The 15,659-nt window shown below is 69.4% G+C and carries 12 protein-coding genes and 1 tRNA gene; 10 read left to right on the top strand and 3 right to left on the bottom strand.

Features of this window, described 5'->3' with window-relative positions; genetic code table 11:
• The first annotated feature begins 390 nt into the window (after positions 1–390).
• The 5 genes from OHN19_RS24810 to OHN19_RS24790 are packed head-to-tail and all read left to right on the top strand — an operon-like array spanning position 391 to position 5,476.
• Positions 391–2,010 (top strand): class I adenylate-forming enzyme family protein, encoded by a 1,620-nt coding sequence (locus tag OHN19_RS24810; protein ID WP_330266300.1) that lies wholly within the window; start codon positions 391–393, stop codon positions 2,008–2,010.
• A gap of 34 nt (positions 2,011–2,044) precedes the next feature.
• Positions 2,045–2,806 carry an enoyl-CoA hydratase/isomerase family protein gene (locus OHN19_RS24805; RefSeq protein ID WP_330266299.1) on the top strand — a complete coding sequence of 254 codons (762 nt, stop codon included), beginning with the start codon at positions 2,045–2,047 and terminating at the stop codon, positions 2,804–2,806.
• 35 nt (positions 2,807–2,841) lie between these two features.
• Positions 2,842–3,717, top strand: a complete 876-nt coding sequence (locus OHN19_RS24800; protein ID WP_330294125.1) for a PaaI family thioesterase — start codon at positions 2,842–2,844, stop codon at positions 3,715–3,717.
• 28 nt (positions 3,718–3,745) lie between these two features.
• On the top strand, positions 3,746–4,534 hold the full coding sequence (locus OHN19_RS24795) for an enoyl-CoA hydratase/isomerase family protein (protein ID WP_330266297.1): 789 nt from the start codon (positions 3,746–3,748) through the stop codon (positions 4,532–4,534).
• A 39-nt stretch (positions 4,535–4,573) separates the two neighbouring features.
• Positions 4,574–5,476, top strand: coding sequence for an SDR family NAD(P)-dependent oxidoreductase (locus OHN19_RS24790; protein WP_330266296.1), 903 nt, complete (start codon positions 4,574–4,576; stop codon positions 5,474–5,476).
• Between the two features lie 593 nt (positions 5,477–6,069).
• On the opposite strand, the gene OHN19_RS24785 is transcribed toward OHN19_RS24790, so the two are convergent.
• The 3 genes from OHN19_RS24785 to OHN19_RS24775 form a co-directional block, all read right to left on the bottom strand.
• On the bottom strand, positions 6,070–7,545 hold the full coding sequence (locus tag OHN19_RS24785) for an aldehyde dehydrogenase family protein (RefSeq protein ID WP_330266295.1): 1,476 nt from the start codon (positions 7,543–7,545) through the stop codon (positions 6,070–6,072).
• A gap of 129 nt (positions 7,546–7,674) precedes the next feature.
• On the bottom strand, positions 7,675–8,826 hold the full coding sequence (locus OHN19_RS24780; protein ID WP_330266294.1) for an oxygenase MpaB family protein: 1,152 nt from the start codon (positions 8,824–8,826) through the stop codon (positions 7,675–7,677).
• 292 nt (positions 8,827–9,118) lie between these two features.
• Positions 9,119–9,826 carry a hypothetical protein gene (locus OHN19_RS24775; protein WP_330266293.1) on the bottom strand — a complete coding sequence of 236 codons (708 nt, stop codon included), beginning with the start codon at positions 9,824–9,826 and terminating at the stop codon, positions 9,119–9,121.
• Between the two features lie 578 nt (positions 9,827–10,404).
• Between OHN19_RS24775 and OHN19_RS24770 the strand changes: the two genes are divergently transcribed.
• The 5 genes from OHN19_RS24770 to OHN19_RS24750 all read left to right on the top strand — a co-directional run bounded on the left by OHN19_RS24770 (position 10,405) and on the right by OHN19_RS24750 (position 15,344).
• Positions 10,405–11,496, top strand: coding sequence for an NAD(P)-dependent alcohol dehydrogenase (locus OHN19_RS24770; protein ID WP_330266292.1), 1,092 nt, complete (start codon positions 10,405–10,407; stop codon positions 11,494–11,496).
• A 593-nt stretch (positions 11,497–12,089) separates the two neighbouring features.
• Positions 12,090–13,361 (top strand): cytochrome P450, encoded by a 1,272-nt coding sequence (locus OHN19_RS24765; protein WP_330266291.1) that lies wholly within the window; start codon positions 12,090–12,092, stop codon positions 13,359–13,361.
• A gap of 79 nt (positions 13,362–13,440) precedes the next feature.
• Positions 13,441–13,635, top strand: a complete 195-nt coding sequence (locus OHN19_RS24760) for a ferredoxin (RefSeq protein WP_330266290.1) — start codon at positions 13,441–13,443, stop codon at positions 13,633–13,635.
• Between the two features lie 53 nt (positions 13,636–13,688).
• Positions 13,689–14,888, top strand: coding sequence for an NAD(P)/FAD-dependent oxidoreductase (locus OHN19_RS24755; RefSeq protein WP_330269699.1), 1,200 nt, complete (start codon positions 13,689–13,691; stop codon positions 14,886–14,888).
• A 380-nt stretch (positions 14,889–15,268) separates the two neighbouring features.
• Positions 15,269–15,344 (top strand) — tRNA-Arg (locus OHN19_RS24750).
• Positions 15,345–15,659: the final 315 nt, after the last annotated feature.

Genomic DNA, 15,659 nt, shown 5'->3' with positions numbered 1-15,659 from the left:
GACAGGCGAGTGGCTTCGGCGGCAGGACTGCCTCCGAACCCCGACCATCGCCCTCGGTCCGGCTGCCGCGGGGCCGTCCGGGCGAGGGCACCGGGCAAAGCAGCCTGCAGCACCGAGGCCTTCCTCGGGGGCAAACAGCCACTCGATGGTCGGCCCGGAGACCTTGCTTAGTGAATATTAACTAGATAAGTTCAACGCAACGAGTCAGCCACGTACCCATGGCGAGTCGCCAGCCCTCCGCGCAGGGCGCCTCTGCTCCTCTCTTCTCGTCAGGACCTGACAACTGACAGCCAGCCGTTCAGCGATCTTCCGCTGAACGTCCCTCCACACGGGTCTCTGGCCCCGCCCGTTAGCCGCACGGGGCCCCGCACATCCGAAGGGAGCACCTCGATGACGACGGTGTCCGACCTGGCCACGGCCTACCGGTATGCCGGTTACCGGGCGATCGGCTTGTGGACCGAAGACCGGATCGGTGATCTGCTCTCCTCGCAGGCGAAGCGGTTCCCGGACAGGGAACTGTTCTCCTTCGAGGGACGGAGCCTGACCTACCAGGAGTTCGACCGCTGGACCACGGCGGTGGCCACCGACCTCGTCCGGCGCGGTGTCCGCCGCGGCGACCGGGTCCTCGTGCAACTGCCCAACTGCCTCGAAGCCTTGGTCCTCCAGGTCGCGGCATTCCGGATCGGCGCGATCGACGTCCCCGTGGTGCCGATCTACCGCGAGCACGAGATGCGCCGCATCCTGGCCGACTGCCGCCCCAGCGCGGTGGCCACCGCGGCCGAACTCGGCAAGCGGCGGCCGACCGAGGAACTCGACGGCCTGCTCGCCGAACTCGGCCTCTCCCCGGCCGTGCGCTACGTGGTGGGCGGCCATCCGGACGGCTGGGCGCAGGTGCCCGACGCCTCGGGCGAGGCCGGGCCGCTGCCCGAGCCGCTTGCGGCGGAGGAACCCGCTCTGCTGCTGTACACGTCGGGGACGACGTCGCTGCCCAAGGGCGCACTGCTCTCCAGCCGCGCGCTGTTCGCACACATGCGGAACTTCCAGGAGGTGCTCGGCACCGACGAACACACCGTGACGCTCACCCCGACGCCGCTCTCCCATCTCGGCGGCTTCCTGGCGGCTGTGATCTTCCCGGCCTTCCTCGGCGGGCGGTCCGTGATCACACGAGGCTGGCAGCCCGACGAGGCCCTCGGGCTGATCGAGCAGCACCGGGTCTCGCTCATGATGGGGGCCACCGTGTTCGTCTCCGACCTCGTGGAGCGCTACGAGCGAGACCTGTCACCGGACTACCGCCTGCCGACGTACGCCTGTTCCGGTGCCACGATCCCGCCGTCCCTCGTCGACCGTGCCGGAAACGTCGGCGTCGCGGTGGTCCGGGCCTACGGCATGACGGAGACGGCTGGTGTGTGCGCCGCCGCCTCCGCGGACGACCCGCTCGCCCGGCGCCGGGAGTGGGACGGACGGATGCAGCGGGGCATGGAGATCCAGGCCGTCGACGCCGATCGGCGGCCGGTGCCGCCGGGAACCGTCGGTGAGCTGCGGATCCGGGGACCGCAGCTGCTGTCCGGCTACACCGACCCCGACCTGACAAAGGCACAGATCGACGGCGAAGGCTGGTTCTACCCCGGCGACGTGGGCGAGGTCGACCCCTCCGGCTGGGTGCGGATGACAGGCCGCGTCAAGGACATCATCAACCGCGGCGGCGAGAAGTTCTCCACGATGGACATCGAGCTCGCCCTCGCATCACACCCCGACGTCGAGGCGGCGGCGGTCACCGCCGTGCCCGACGCGCGCATGGGCGAGGGCGTGGGCGCCTGGATCGTCCTGAGACCGGGAGCCGTCTGGCACGGTCCCCAGGCGCTGATCGCACACCTCGAGACGCAGAAGCTGGCCAGACAGAAGATCCCCACGCACTGGCAAGTGATCCCCGAAATCCCCCGGACCGCCACCGGCAAGGTCCAGAAACACCACCTCAACCTCGGCGCACCTCTTCCGCACGAAGAGAACTGACCTCAGGAAACTCCCCGGAGAAAGGGAACCGCACATGACCACGTTCGAAAACATCACCTCCGTCGTCAAGGACGGAGTCGGGACCATCACCTTCGACCGCCTCGACCGCCGCAACGCACTGAGCGTCGAGCTGATGACGGACATGAGCGACCAGTTGGACGCGTGGGCGTACGACGACGAGGTCGCCGCCGTGGTCCTGACCGGCGGCGAGGACATCTTCTGCGCCGGCCTGGACCTGGACCTGCAGTCCGGGTTCACCGAGGAGACCCGCGCGGTCTACTCCGAGGCCTGCCTGCGTGCGTACGGCACCCTGCTGAACTACCGCAAGCCCAGCATCGCTGCGGTCGGCGGCCCGGCGCTGGGCGGCGGCTGCGACATCGCCGTCTTCACCGACATCCGGATCGGCAGTGAGAACGCCCTCTTCGGATACCCGCAGATCAAGTTCGGCCTCACCCCCTATTTCTCCCCCCTCTGGAGGATCGTCGGACTGAGCCAGGCGAAGCTGCTGACCTTCTCCGGCGACCGGATCGACGCGAACGAGGCGCTGAGGATCGGCCTCATCGACCGGCTGGCGCCCGAGGGCCAGGTCGTCGCGCAGGCGAGCGACCTCGCCGCCTCCATCGCGGGGACGACCGTGAAGTCGGCCGTCAACAACAAGGAGATGGCCCGGACCTCGCCGGCACTCGACCCGGTCAGCGCCCTGACCTACGAGACCCTCGCCTACCGCGAGGTGATCTGGCACCCCGACATCGTGGACCGTATCAACGACGCCTACCGCAAGATCAGGAACAAGTAGCGGACGGCCGACGGCACATCCACCCGAGGAGCCCGATGTCCTTGTTCCTGCCCAGACCAAATGCCCCCCGCGCCCTCACTCCCCGGGAGCACGCGCGGCTGGACGACGCACCCCACGCCTGCACCCCGGGTGCGGTGGAAAGACGCTTCGGCGTCCTGGGGTGTCGCGTCCAGGACGGCTTTCTGCGAACGGTGATGCGCACCGGTCCGTGGATGGACGGCCCCGACGGGCATCAGGCAGGAGCTCTGGCGGTGCTCCTCGACCACTCGATGGCCGAGACCATCTACAACGCGGCAGGACCGGGACGCTGGTCGCTCACCACCCGGCTGGCGTACGACATCGTTGCCCCGTCACCGTGGCGGACCGCCGCGCTGTATGCCACGTCCTGGGTGCCGCGAAGTGATCGGAGCGGTGGCTTCGCCCAGTGCGAGGTGACGGACGAGCGAGGAGAGCTCGTGGCGGTGGGCTCCACCTGGGTCCAGAACGTCGCGGCGTCCGGCCCTCTGCACCCGGCGGCTGCGGATGCCGCGACGGAGGATGCCGTCGGCAGCGGCGCCGGGAACTTCACCGACCACCTCGGCGCCAGGCTGACCCTGGACGGCGAGGACACCCGGGCCGAGCTTCCCCGGACCGAGCCGTGGAACAACGGATACGGAACGCTCCACGGCGGCGTCTGGGCGGGACTGACGGAGCTGGCGGGATCGGCCGCGCTCGCCCACCACGGGAGCGACCTGCGAACGGCGACGGTCAGCGTCTCCTACCTGCGGCGGACCGACAGGACATCGGTAGCCGCGGTGGCGCGGCCAGTACACCTCGGCCAGTCGTTCGGCGTGGTCGAGGTGACGGGAACCGACAACTCCGGGCGGCAGTGCGTCAGCGCGACCGTGACAGGACGGCACCACGCCCGGTGATCCGGCCCCGCACCTGAAGGAGCAGAGGATGACCACCAGACACATCAGCGTCGACGGCGGCGGCGCGATCCGCCGTATCGCACTGAACCGGCCCGCCCGGCACAATGCGCAGACCCCCTTGATGTGGGCCGAACTGGCGGAAGCCGGAGCGGAATTGGCGGCGGACCCGCAGGTGCGGTGCGTCGTCGTCAGCGGTACCGGCGAGTCGTTCAGCTCGGGCATCGATCTCGACGAGATGCGCCGACCGGACGGATTCCTCCAGCGGCTCGCCGCCCATCCCGAAGGCGACCCCGACCCGATGCTGCCGTCCATCGCCAAGGCCCAGGAGGCGTTCCGCTGGATGGAGCGGGCTCCGTTCCTCGTGATCGCCGCGGTGACCGGGGTCGCCTTCGGCGCCGGTTGCCAGCTCGCCCTCGCGTGCGATGTACGCATCGTCGCGCACACGGCACGGTTCGCTCTGCGCGAGGTGCGGTACGGACTGATACCCGACATGGGGGCCACGGTCTCGCTGCCGAGGACGGTGGGCCGGGAACGCGCGCTGGACCTGATCCTCACGGGCCGGGAGTTCACAGGAGCGCAGGCGGTGGAGATGGGGCTCGCCCTGAGCTCGCACCCGGACGCGGACGTGGCAACCGCCGCGAGCGCGTACGCCGCAGAGATCGCACGCGTACCGCGATCCGGTATCGCCCACACCAAGGCGGCGCTGTCCGAGCCGGATCCCGACCGAAGCCTGCAGCTGGCCGCCCGCGGCCAAGCCGCATGTGTCCGGCAGGCGGACCTTCCGCGATCCGCAGGAGACAGTCCTCGGACCCCATGATGACGCCGACGGGTCACCACCTCTCCGCAGGGAGCGAACATGACAGACGAGCCGGGACCGCTGGATTTCCGTGATCTGGCGGTGGTCGTCACCGGAGCCGGATCCGGTCTCGGCCGACAGTACGCACTGGATTTCGCAGCAGCAGGAGCCCGGGTCGTGGTACACGCACGCCGGGCGGCGGCAGCCGAGGAGCTGACGGACCGCATTCGGGCGGACGGCGGCACGGCCACTGCCGTGGTGGCCGACGCCCGGGACGGCGCGGCGATCGTCACCGCGGCCGTCGACGCATACGGCCGGATCGACGCCCTGGTGGTGAACGCCGGCCATGTGCGCGATCACACGTTCCAGCGGATGACCAAGGAGGAATGGACCGACGTCGTCGACGTACACCTGGGCGGCGCCTACGAGGTCACGGCGGCTGCCTGGCCGCACATGGTGCGGCGGCAGCGCGGGAGCATCGTCCTGACGACGTCGGGCGCGGGCCTGCACGGCAACTTCGGCCAGGCGAACTACGCCGCCGCCAAAGCCGGCCTCATCGGCTTCGCCAAGACCCTGGCGGCCGAGGGGCAGCGGCACGGTGTACGGGTCAACGCGGTCGCCCCGATGGCGCACACCGGTATGACGGACGGTGTCTTCGACGACGAGCTGCGCGCCCGCCTTTCCGCCGCACAGGTGTCACCCTTCGTCCTCGCGCTGGCCCATCCGGCCGGCACCAGGTCCGGCGCCGTCGTGGAGACCGGCGGCGGCTGGGCCGCGGAAGTGCGTTGGCAGCGGTCGGCCGGCGTGCGATTCACAGCCGCCGAGCTGACTCCCGCCGCCGTGCTCGAACGCTGGCCCGATCTGGCCGACTTCACCACCGGGGCCGACTGGCCCAGCAGTACCGCTGACTCCCTCGCTGCCGCGTGCACACGCCCTGTCACCGATCGGCGAACCGGCCGGTGATCGCGGAGCCGGGCCGCCGGACCGACACGAAGACCACCACCTGATAGAAGAGCCGAGGGGAGACTCCGCGGACTCCTCAAGGAGCCGGTCAGGACCTCCTCTCGGCGGTGCCGGGTGCCCGTTCCGCCATGGAGGCGGGCACGGGGCGCCCGGCCATGTCGCGTTGCTGGCGCTGCGGCCGGCAGGACGCCCAGAGCTGCCGGTCATCGCGGCGCCCGCCTCGGCAGACGATTGCCGGAAGCACGGAGTGGGTGGAGAACGCGAGGGGCGGCCTCGCGGGCGTCGCGGCACTCGTTGTCGATGCCCGCGAAAAGACGCCGGCTCGGCACACCCCAGCAACACGCAGCCACGCCTACGGCATGCTCGCAGCACCGACCGAAGGGGGCGTGGCCTCTTCCTCGTCGCTCAGCTGACCAGCGGACGGGGCTGCTACGGAGAACGAGGCAAGACCATCCGGCCGAGCGGCCCCTCGTGGCATCGCCCCACCGTTGAGTGCCATGCCATGCCCTACGCCGGGGCCGCGATGCTCCGGGTGCTGTCCGTGGTAGGGGAAACGGGCTGGTGGGCGGCCGGGGGCACAGCCGCCCACCGACTCACAGCCCGAGCCGGGCTCGGATGTCGGCCGCGGCTCCACTGATCGCCTGATCGATCCCGAACTTCACTGCGGGGTCGAGGAGCGGGGCGCCGACGATGCTGTCGGTGGTGCCGCTGGGGCCTGGCTGGGCAGCCACCGGCCGGCGGTGGCTGAACTCGTCGAATCCCGCCTTGCCGCTGTAGGCGCCGGTGCCGGAGTTGCCGACTCCGCCGAAGGGCGCGTCGACGGAGTGGTGGAGCAGGCCGTCGTTGCGGGTGACACCGCCGGAGGTGGTGCGCTGCAGGAAGTGGTGGAAGTCCTCCCCGTCCTCGCCGTACCAGTAGGCGGCCAGCGGCGACGGCCGGTCGGCTATGTAGGAGATCGGCTCGGCGACATCGTCGTAGACATGGATCGTCAGGACGGGTCCGAAGACCTCCTCGCGTTCGATCCGCGCCTCGGCGGGGACGTCGAGCAGGAGCGTCGGCGGAATGAAGCGGTCCGCACGGGACGGTTCCTCCGCGATGGGCGTGATTCTCCTGGCGCCCTTCTCGACGGCGTCCTCGATCAGGCCCAGCACGCGGTCGAAATTGCGTTCGTTGACGAGGGGCACGGCGGCGGGATTGTCGGCGTACGTGGGGAAGAGCCCGGCGAGTTCGGCCTGGAGCGCGGCGGTGAACTCCTCGGCGCGGCTGCGGGGCACGAAGACGTAGTCGGGGCAGAGGCAGACCTGGCCGCCGTTGAGCATGCGGGTGGTGGCGATGCGGTGTGCGGCCAGCTGCAGGTCGGCGTCGGGGGCGACGACGACGGGGTTCTTCCCGCCCAGCTCCAGCGTGACGGGCACGAGGTTCGCGCCGGCGGCCGCGGCGACCAGCTTGCCGACGGCCGGCGACCCAGTGAAGATGATCTTGTCGAGGCGCAGGTCGGAGAACTCCCGCGCGGTCTCGACGTCCCCGCACACGACGGCGACCTCGTCCTCGCGCAGGTACTTGGCGACGGCCCGGGCTAGGACCTCGCCGGTGCGGAGGTGCACGTCGGTGAACTTCAGGATGACGCGGTTGCCGGCGGCCAGTGCGTCCAGCGCCGGTTGGACGGCCAGGCCGATGGGGAAGTTCCAGGCGGTAACGACCCCGACGACGCCGAGCGGCTTGTGCTGGACGAAAGCGGGGACGGGGCCGTCGACCGGGGTCGGCTTCATCCACTCGCCGAGGTTGTCGCGCAGGTGTGCCGCCTCCTCGATCAGGACGAGAAGCTCGGTGGCCTTGGTCAGGGTGGCCGGTCGCCGCCCGTAGTCCTCGGCCAGCGCGTCGGCGATCTCGTCGGCGGCGTCGAGTACGGCGAGCAGCAACCGGTCGACGCGATGGCGGCGGACGTCCGCGCTGGGGTCGCCCTCGGCCCGGAAGGCGGCGCGCTGCAAGGCGACGAGCCGGTCGAGTTCCTTGCGGTCCACGTGGGTCGGTGCGGGGCCGGGTGGGGAGGCGTGGGTGAGAGAGGACATGCGGGTACTCCTCGGATCGTTGACTGACACGTGGTCTCGATGCGCCCCCCGAGGGGCGTGCGGTGCCCGAGAGGGCGGCCTGCGCAGGGCGGTGCAGCGAAAAGGACCGCCCCCGGCTCGGCAGGCAGGTCAGGCGGAGGCAGGCGCTCCCGCACTGTTCGCGCCTGCGACGAGCTGGTCCATGGCGCGTCGCGCGAGCGTCTGCTCGTGCAGGCGGCGGGCGGACTCCAGCAGCCGGATGCTGTCCGGGCCCCACATGCGGCGCAGGATGTAGCGCTCGTAGGGGCCCTGCTGCATCAGCCAGGCGATCGGGAGGAAGAGCTTCGCGGCACGGACGGCGGCCTTGTCCTTGCGCCGGCTGAGCCCCATCGACCGGCGCATCTTGGCCGGGAGCGTGCCCATGACGGGCAGCTCGATCAGCGTGGTCTGCAGCAGGTACGGGACGAGCGCGCGCACCTGTGAGATGTGGAAGTTCTTCTTCACCGCCTCCTGGGCCAGCTCGGTCCAGTCCTCGCCGGTGTCCGGCAGGTTGTTCACCGTCGTGCTGGGCTCGAAGAGGTCGGCGTACTTCTCGTACAGGGTCCCCAGCTCGGCCATGTTCGCGGGGATGTCCTCCTCGGCCGCCCCGACGAGCCTCAGGTACGCCCCGGTCTCGGCGACGAACTGGTCGCGCTGCTCGGGGGAGAGGCGGTGCGGGAACTTTCCGTCGCGGAACGCGAACGCCTCGTACACACGCAGCATGGGGTGCATCTCCGTCAGCGCCGCCCACATGGCGTCCCGCGGCTCGCTCGCGGCGTAGCCGCCGAGCTCGGGCCGGGCCGTGTCGATGACGTCGCCGGCCACCCTCTTGTGGATGTTGTGGAGGTGCTTGTACATCAGCTTGGCGGTCTTGGAGTCACCGAGCCACATCGGGGCGTGCATGCCGGAGTTGCGCGAGAGCCGGTCGAACACGTCCAGCATGTTCAACGTCCCCTCCCGCGCCTTGCGGGAGACCGGATCGCGGTCCCGCAGGCCGGCGACGATCGGGTTGTAGCCCTTCGTCTGCACCGCACCCTGAACGGCGTTGAGGAAGACGACGGTGGCCGGGTGGAGGAGGACCTCCCAGACCACGCTGCCCGGGCCGAAGATGCCGTAGTCCGGCGTGCCGTCCTCGTTGAGCGACTCACCTGCCGCGGTCGGCTCGCCGAAGCGCCGCCAGCGCCTCTCCGTGCCGAGCAGGTCCTCCCTGGTGATCTTCACTTTTCCCGTCTTGCTGCGGTGACCTGCGGTGACAGTGCTCATCTCGAACTCCTTGATCCGACATCACTTGAGTTCCCGCCCGGGAACTCAAGTTGCCAGCAAGTTAAGCTCGAGGTTGTGCCGCGTCAACCCCCGCGAGGGCTTGAGATGCAAAAAGCCGTGAACATCACAGAACGGACATGACTGTCCGGTGATCGGGAGGACTCGCGGGTGGCCGACCGTGTCCGCACGGCGGCCTGAGGGCGACTTTTCGGCGCCCCGTGATGTCTCGCCGGTGCGCTGACCTTGAGGGCGGGCCAGGAGCGCGCTTGTGGTTCTTCGGCCGGACCCGACGTCAGTCGCGCGCCGGGACGTGGGTGTCCCGTCCGCGCAGCAGGACCGCTTCGATGCCGTGCAGCAAGATCTCGACGCTCATCTCGAGCTGCTTCCGGTCGTACGTGTCGATGGACAGGTCGACCATCCGCGCGAAGTTCTCGAACTCCCGCTCATGCCCGCTGAGCGCCTCGCGTGCCATGAGTCGCCGGGGACGCTCGCCGCTGCGTGACACGAAGACGACGTCCTGCGCGTACGCCATGCAGACGTTGGACAGCAGGGCCAGCACCCGCAGGGCGGACTCGTCGTCGAAGCCCGCCTCCGTCAGCTTCTTCGCGACGGCCTCGGTCGGCGCGCCGAGTTTCGCGAGGAGCGCGTGGTCGAGGCGCAGGTGTTCGGCGAGCGCGTCCGTGGCGATCACGTTGTCCGCGAAGCCCAGGGCGTAGAGGCGGCAAGCTTCCCGCCATGAGCAGCCGGCCGGGATGTCGATGTCCGAGGAGTTCTCAGAGAACGCGTCCAGAGCCATCAGCTTCAGGAGGGTTTCACGGTCGGTGGCGTGGTGCCTTACGGCCTTGCGGTCGACGCCGAGTTTGTCGGCGACGGCCTGCACGGTCAGCGTCTCCGTGTCGAGGGCGCGGGCCGCGTCGATGATGCGCCGCAGATCGAGCCCGGCCCTGCGGCCGACGGGACGCCGCCCCCCGGCGGACTGTGTCCGTTCTGTGGCAACCACGACTTCCGCTCTCCTCTGCCCGGGGGCTTGACCGGCCGTACTGGCGAGCTTAGCTTGCTCCCAGACAAATTCCCGACCGGGAACTTGTCTGGGAGGGAGTGAACGACGGAGTTCGCGGAAGATGAGCACCCGGCCACCGCAGGCCGGGGCGGCACGAAGATCGACCGGACGGCGGCCGGGGACGGCAGCGACATCGCCCACCCAGGACTGGGCGGTACGCGGCCAACGAGCCCCGCGAGGCGATGTGTGGCGTACTCACCGAGATGCTGCGCGCTTACGAGCCTTCGCCTTCCGGGGTAGGAAGAGGCCGCACGACCTCCCTGGTCAGCGCGACCAGCTCGTCCTGAGGCGGCCGCATACCTGCGCCTCGCCGGGGCGACCGAGGGAGCCGCGGCGGCAGGCACTTGCCGAGCGCACTCCCGCCCCGGCCGCCGACCGGTCGCGAACAGCCTCATCCGCGATGTGAACGGACTCACCCACGTCGACGCCGCCCGACCACACAAGGCCCCGAGCTGCCACATCGACCGCCTCGATCTCGCGTTTCGCCACCCGCACCTCTGCTCGAAAGGCTCACCGACATGACAACGACCCGAGCAGCTGTGCTGCGCTCCGCTGACAAAGAGCACGTCATCGAGGAGATCACCCTCGCCGGCCTCCGCCCTGACGAGGTGCTGGTGAAGATCGCCGGGACCGGAATGTGCCACACCGACATGATGGCGCGTGACCCCGCCCTCGGGGCGTTGCTCACGCCCATGGTGCTCGGCCACGAGGGCAGCGGGGTCGTGGTGGCCGTCGGCTCCGCGGTGATCGCCGTACACCCCGGTGACCATGTGCTGCTGAGCTTCGCGTCCTGCGGTGCCTGCCGAGAGTGTCTCAAGGGGGCTCCCGCGTACTGCGAGAATTTCGACGCCCTCAACGTCTCCGGTCGCTACCCCGATGGCAGCACGGGCGCCACCGACGCGCAGGGTCGGCCGGTCCCCAACCGGTGGTTCGGCCAGTCGTCCTTCGCCGAGCATGCCATCGCCGCCGAGCGCGACGTCGTGGTCGTCGACAAGGATCTCCCCCTGGAACTGCTCGGCCCACTGGGCTGCGGCATCCAGACCGGCGCGGGTGCCGTACTCAACGAGATGCGGCTCGCACCGGGCCAGTCCCTCGCCGTCTTCGGGGCGGGCGCCGTCGGACTGGCCGCCGTGATGGCGGCGAAGCTCGCCGGGGCGAGCGACATCGTCGTGGTGGACCTGAACGAGTCCCGGCTCGACCTGGCGAAGGAGCTGGGAGCCACCCGCACAGTGCTGGGAGGCGGGGAAGGCGTTGTCGAGCAGGTCATCGACGCCGGCCCGGGCATGGACTTCAGCCTGGAGACGACCGCCGTCGGCAAGGTCATCACCGACGCCGTCGCGGTCCTCGCGCGGCGTGGCACCGCGGTGCTGGTCGGTGTGGGCACCGGACTGCTGTCGGTGCCGCCGCCGCAGCTCGCGGGCCGTAAGGTCACCTTCGTCCTGGAGGGTGGCGCGGTTCCCAGGGTGTTCCTCCCGCAGCTGATCCGTTTCTGGCAGGAAGGCCGGTTCCCGTTCGACCGTCTCGTCCGCACCTACCCGCTCGCGGAGATCAACGCCGCGGAGGCCGACTCGTTGTCAGGTAGGACGATCAAGCCGGTTCTCATCCCCTGAACCCGTCGATTCAGTCCGCGATCCGACCGGCTCGCTTGTGTCTCACACCGGGTATCGACTTCCGGACCGTCGAGAAAGTGCTGCGGCCCGTGCGAGAAGGGGCCGCCCGGCGGGGAGGCTGGTCATGTGCGCTGCCGCGGCGTAACCCCACCGGTGCCGCTGCCGGCCGTCCACCACGGTGATCGGGATCGGTGACCGGTCGAACAGTGCCTGGAGGATCGCCCGGTCGATCTCCACGGCCGCTCTGGGACCGGACCGTCGAGGAGCTGTGACGGCCGGCCAATAGGTGGCTGCGCAGCAGGTTCCCCCAACAAGCCATCCACATCGGGACACCCGCCTTCCCTACTTAGTGAATATTTACTAAAGTGGCGGGATCGTGTTCGGATACCTCCAGATCAAGTTCGGTCTCACCCCCACTTCTCCCGCTCTGACGGATCGTCGGTCTGAGCCAGGCGGAAGCTGCTGCCCTTCTCCGGTGAGCGGATCGACGCCAAGGAGCCGCTGAGGAGTGGCATCCCGACCCTGTTTCCCGCATCACAGCACCCACAGCAAGATCAAGAGCAAGTTGTCGCCGGAATTCGGAGCTGTCAAAGATGACAATGCCGTTCGCCACCGAACACCCCTTCACAACGGACCAGGACATCTCGAGCACGGTCTTCTGGGACCAGCCATTCGCCGAGCGGGACAAGACCTTCGCCTGGCTGCGGGCCAACGCCCCCGTCAGCTGGCATCCGCCGCTCGAGAACCCGGCCCTTCCGGCCGATGTACACGGTGAGAAGGGCTTCTGGGCGGTGACACGCGCCGAGGAGATCCGCTACGTCAGCCAGAACCAGGACATCTTCAGCTCGGCCGTCGGCGGTGTCGAATTCCGCCCACGCGACCCGGCGTTGCCCATGCCGCCCAGCTTCCTGGAGATGGACCCGCCGGAGCACACCCGCTACCGGCAGATCATGAGCGCCGCGTTCACACCGAAGGCCGTGAAGCGACTGACGGCGCAGATCGAGGAACGGGCCGAGAAGATCGTCGGCGCGGTGGCGGGCGCTGGGGATTTCGACTTCGTGGAACGCGTGGCGGCGAAGCTGCCCATGCTGACGGTCGCGGACATGGTGGGTGTGCCAGAGAGCCTGACCGAGGAGTTCGCGCGCGCCGGCGACGACCTCATCACGGCCATGGGCGGCGGTCCTCCCGAGGGCGCCAACCTGCTCGAGTACATGTTCCAGCAGATGACCGTGCTCCGGCAGATCGGTGTCGATCTCGTCGAGCACCGCCGGAAGCACCCTGCCGACGACATCGCGACAGCCCTGGCCACCGCGCGGATCGACGGTCGGCCGTTGAGCGAGGACGACATCCAGTCGCTGATGGTGCTGCTCAGCGTCGCGGGCAACGACACGACGAAGCAGACCACCTCATGGACGGCGTACAGCCTGGACCGGAACCCAGATCAACGGGCCTGGCTGGCCGAGGACTTCGACGGCCGCATCATGGCGTCGATCGAGGAGTTCGTCCGGCACGCGTCGCCGGTCGTCGAGTTCGCCCGCACCGCCACGCGGGACACCGAACTGGCCGGTCAGAAGATCACGGCCGGGGACAAGGTCGTGATCTTCTACTGCTCCGGCAACCGCGACGAGTCGGTGTTCCCCGACCCGCACAAGTTCGACCTGACCCGCCCCCGCAGCTCGCACGTCGGGTTCGGCGGCGGTGGTGTGCATTTCTGCCTCGGCAACGGCGTGGCCAAGGCCCAGCTTCGCGCGCTGTTCCGGCAGATCCTCACCAAGCTCCCCGACCTTCGGATCACAGGTGAGCCCGCACTGATGCGCAGCGAGTTCATCAACGGCGTCACCCACCTGCGCGCAAGCACCCGCTGAGCCCTGCCCGCGAGTTGCGCCCGCGCACCAGCGGAGCCAGGGAACCGCAGAGCCACACAGCCATACAGAGAGGACAGCCATGAAGATCCACGTCGACCGCGGGCGCTGCACCGGCATCGGTATCTGCGAGTCGGTCGCCCCCGACTTCTTCGAAGTCGGAGACGACGGCCGCCTCGTCCTGCACCGCGAGACGACCGACGAGAGCACCGCCGAGGACGTCACCGAGGCCGTCCGCGCCTGCCCCGCGCTCGCTCTGACCCTGGTGGAACAGTGACCTCAGGTGCCTTGACGCCGGGCGTTGCCGGCACAGGCGACGAGCCGGGCTTGGTGGTCGTCGGAGCGTCGCTCGCCGGCCTGCGCGCCGTCGAGGCCGCTCGCCGGGCGGGATACGGCGGCGCGATCACTCTCATCGGAGCCGAGCCGCATCTGCCGTACGACCGGCCGCCGTTGTCGAAGGCGTTCCTCACCGGCGACGCGGAGGCCACCTACTACCTCGGCGAGGACATCATGCGCAGGGACCTCTCGGTCGACCTGCGCCTGGGAGTCACCGCCCGCGCGCTGGAGCCACAGGCCCGCACCGTGATCACTGATGCCGGGTCTGTGCCGTACGACAGGCTGCTCGTTGCCACCGGCGCGCACGCCAGGACGCTGGCCCACCTGCCGGCGTTGGACGGCGTGTGGACCCTTCGCACCCTGGACGACGCGACAGCCCTCCGAGCCTCGCTCCGGGGGGCGGCTGACGTGGTGGTCGTCGGGGCCGGCTTCATCGGAGCGGAGATCGCCTCTTCGGCGCGAGCGGGCGGTGCCCGGGTCACGATCGTGGAGGCAGCCGCCGTACCGCTCGTCCGCGCGGTGGGCGAGGTGGTCGGCCGCGTGCTCTCCACCCTGCACGAACGGCACGGCACCCGCCTGCTCTGCGGCACGACGGTCGAGGAACTGATCGGGGACGGACACGTGAGCGGCGTCCGTCTGTCGACCGGCGAGGTCCTGCGGGCCGACGCCGTGGTCGTCGGCGTGGGCGCCACTCCGGCGACGCAGTGGCTGAAGACTTCCGGCATCGCCCTCGACCCCCGCGACGGAGGCGTCGTCTGCGACGAGTACCTGGAGTCGTCCATCCCCGGCGTCTACGCCGCAGGAGACGTCGCGCACTGGCCCAACGGAGTGTTCGAGGGCGACGACACCATGCGCCTGGAGAACTGGACGAACGCCGCGTCGCAGGCCGCACACGCCGCCGAGAACGCGGTACGGCCCGACCGGCGTCGGCCCTACGAGACCGTGCCCTACTTCTGGAGCGACTGGTACGGCCAGCGGATCCAGTTCGTGGGCACCGCCGACGCCGATGACGTGAGCGTAGTCGTCGGCGGCAGACCGGACGAAGCCTCGGATCACCTCGTCGCCCTCTACCGACGCGGTGACCGACTCGTCGGCGCCGCGACCCTCAACGAACCCCGCAAGATCATGAAATACCGGAGGCTCATCGCCGAGCGAGGCCTGTGGTCCGCCGCCGAAACGGCCGTCCCGGTCTGAAAGGGGTTCGAAACGGCGGCCCGCCGTCGATGTTCCAGACAACGCGAGTCGGCGCCCAACGCCCAGGGCAACCCGACACAGAGAGCAGAACGGTCCTATCGCCCTCGGACCATGTCCCCCTCGGCGTTCCCGACCATCCGCCGAAGCTGAGGAAACAGCAAGTCAGATGCGCTCTTACAGACCATGCCGCTCACCCCTCCGATACGGACGACGCCCACTGGCACACATCCGCTAGGCTGTCCCTGGTCGGTCGTTGGTACGCCATGCTGTCTGCTCAAGCCGCACTGCAGAGAGCTTCGCACCACGTCTGACCAGCGGGCTTGTTCTCCTTGCCGAAGATCCACGCCCTGGATTTTCGACAAGGTTTTCTACAAGCCCCCGCCTTCGTAGCTCAGGGGATAGAGCACCGCTCTCCTAAAGCGGGTGTCGCAGGTTCGAATCCTGCCGGGGGCACCAAAGTAGTTTTATTCGAACCTTCGACACCCCGAACGGGGGTCGGAAGGTGAACAGAGAGACCCCCAGCCAGTGAGCTGGGGGTCTTCTTGTTGGCGGACGATGCGGGCCGTTCCAGGGCTTCGCGCAGTCTGGCCTGCCCTCTTGCGCGATCGACCAGCGCGGTGTGCCCTGCCTCCAGGACGTCTCCGTCAAGCAGCGTGTCGAACGGTTCGGCGTACTCGCTGTGGACGCCGTCCTCGTCGATCATGAGGTGCGTGAAGAACGCCTGGTTGAACAGCCTGCGTAGCTGAGGATCAGCTGCCAGGTAGGCAGCGT

This window comes from Streptomyces griseorubiginosus, assembly GCF_036345115.1.
Lineage (GTDB): Bacteria > Actinomycetota > Actinomycetes > Streptomycetales > Streptomycetaceae > Streptomyces > Streptomyces griseorubiginosus_C.
This window is presented reverse-complemented; position numbering and strand designations above follow the sequence as displayed.

Coding starts and splice junctions, on each gene's coding strand:
- OHN19_RS24810 (WP_330266300.1), top strand. CDS start 391: ATGACGACGGTGTCCGACCTGGCCACGGCCTACCGGTATGCCGGTTAC.
- OHN19_RS24805 (WP_330266299.1), top strand. CDS start 2,045: ATGACCACGTTCGAAAACATCACCTCCGTCGTCAAGGACGGAGTCGGG.
- OHN19_RS24800 (WP_330294125.1), top strand. CDS start 2,842: ATGTCCTTGTTCCTGCCCAGACCAAATGCCCCCCGCGCCCTCACTCCC.
- OHN19_RS24795 (WP_330266297.1), top strand. CDS start 3,746: ATGACCACCAGACACATCAGCGTCGACGGCGGCGGCGCGATCCGCCGT.
- OHN19_RS24790 (WP_330266296.1), top strand. CDS start 4,574: ATGACAGACGAGCCGGGACCGCTGGATTTCCGTGATCTGGCGGTGGTC.
- OHN19_RS24785 (WP_330266295.1), bottom strand. CDS start 7,545: ATGTCCTCTCTCACCCACGCCTCCCCACCCGGCCCCGCACCGACCCAC.
- OHN19_RS24780 (WP_330266294.1), bottom strand. CDS start 8,826: ATGAGCACTGTCACCGCAGGTCACCGCAGCAAGACGGGAAAAGTGAAG.
- OHN19_RS24770 (WP_330266292.1), top strand. CDS start 10,405: ATGACAACGACCCGAGCAGCTGTGCTGCGCTCCGCTGACAAAGAGCAC.
- OHN19_RS24765 (WP_330266291.1), top strand. CDS start 12,090: ATGACAATGCCGTTCGCCACCGAACACCCCTTCACAACGGACCAGGAC.
- OHN19_RS24760 (WP_330266290.1), top strand. CDS start 13,441: ATGAAGATCCACGTCGACCGCGGGCGCTGCACCGGCATCGGTATCTGC.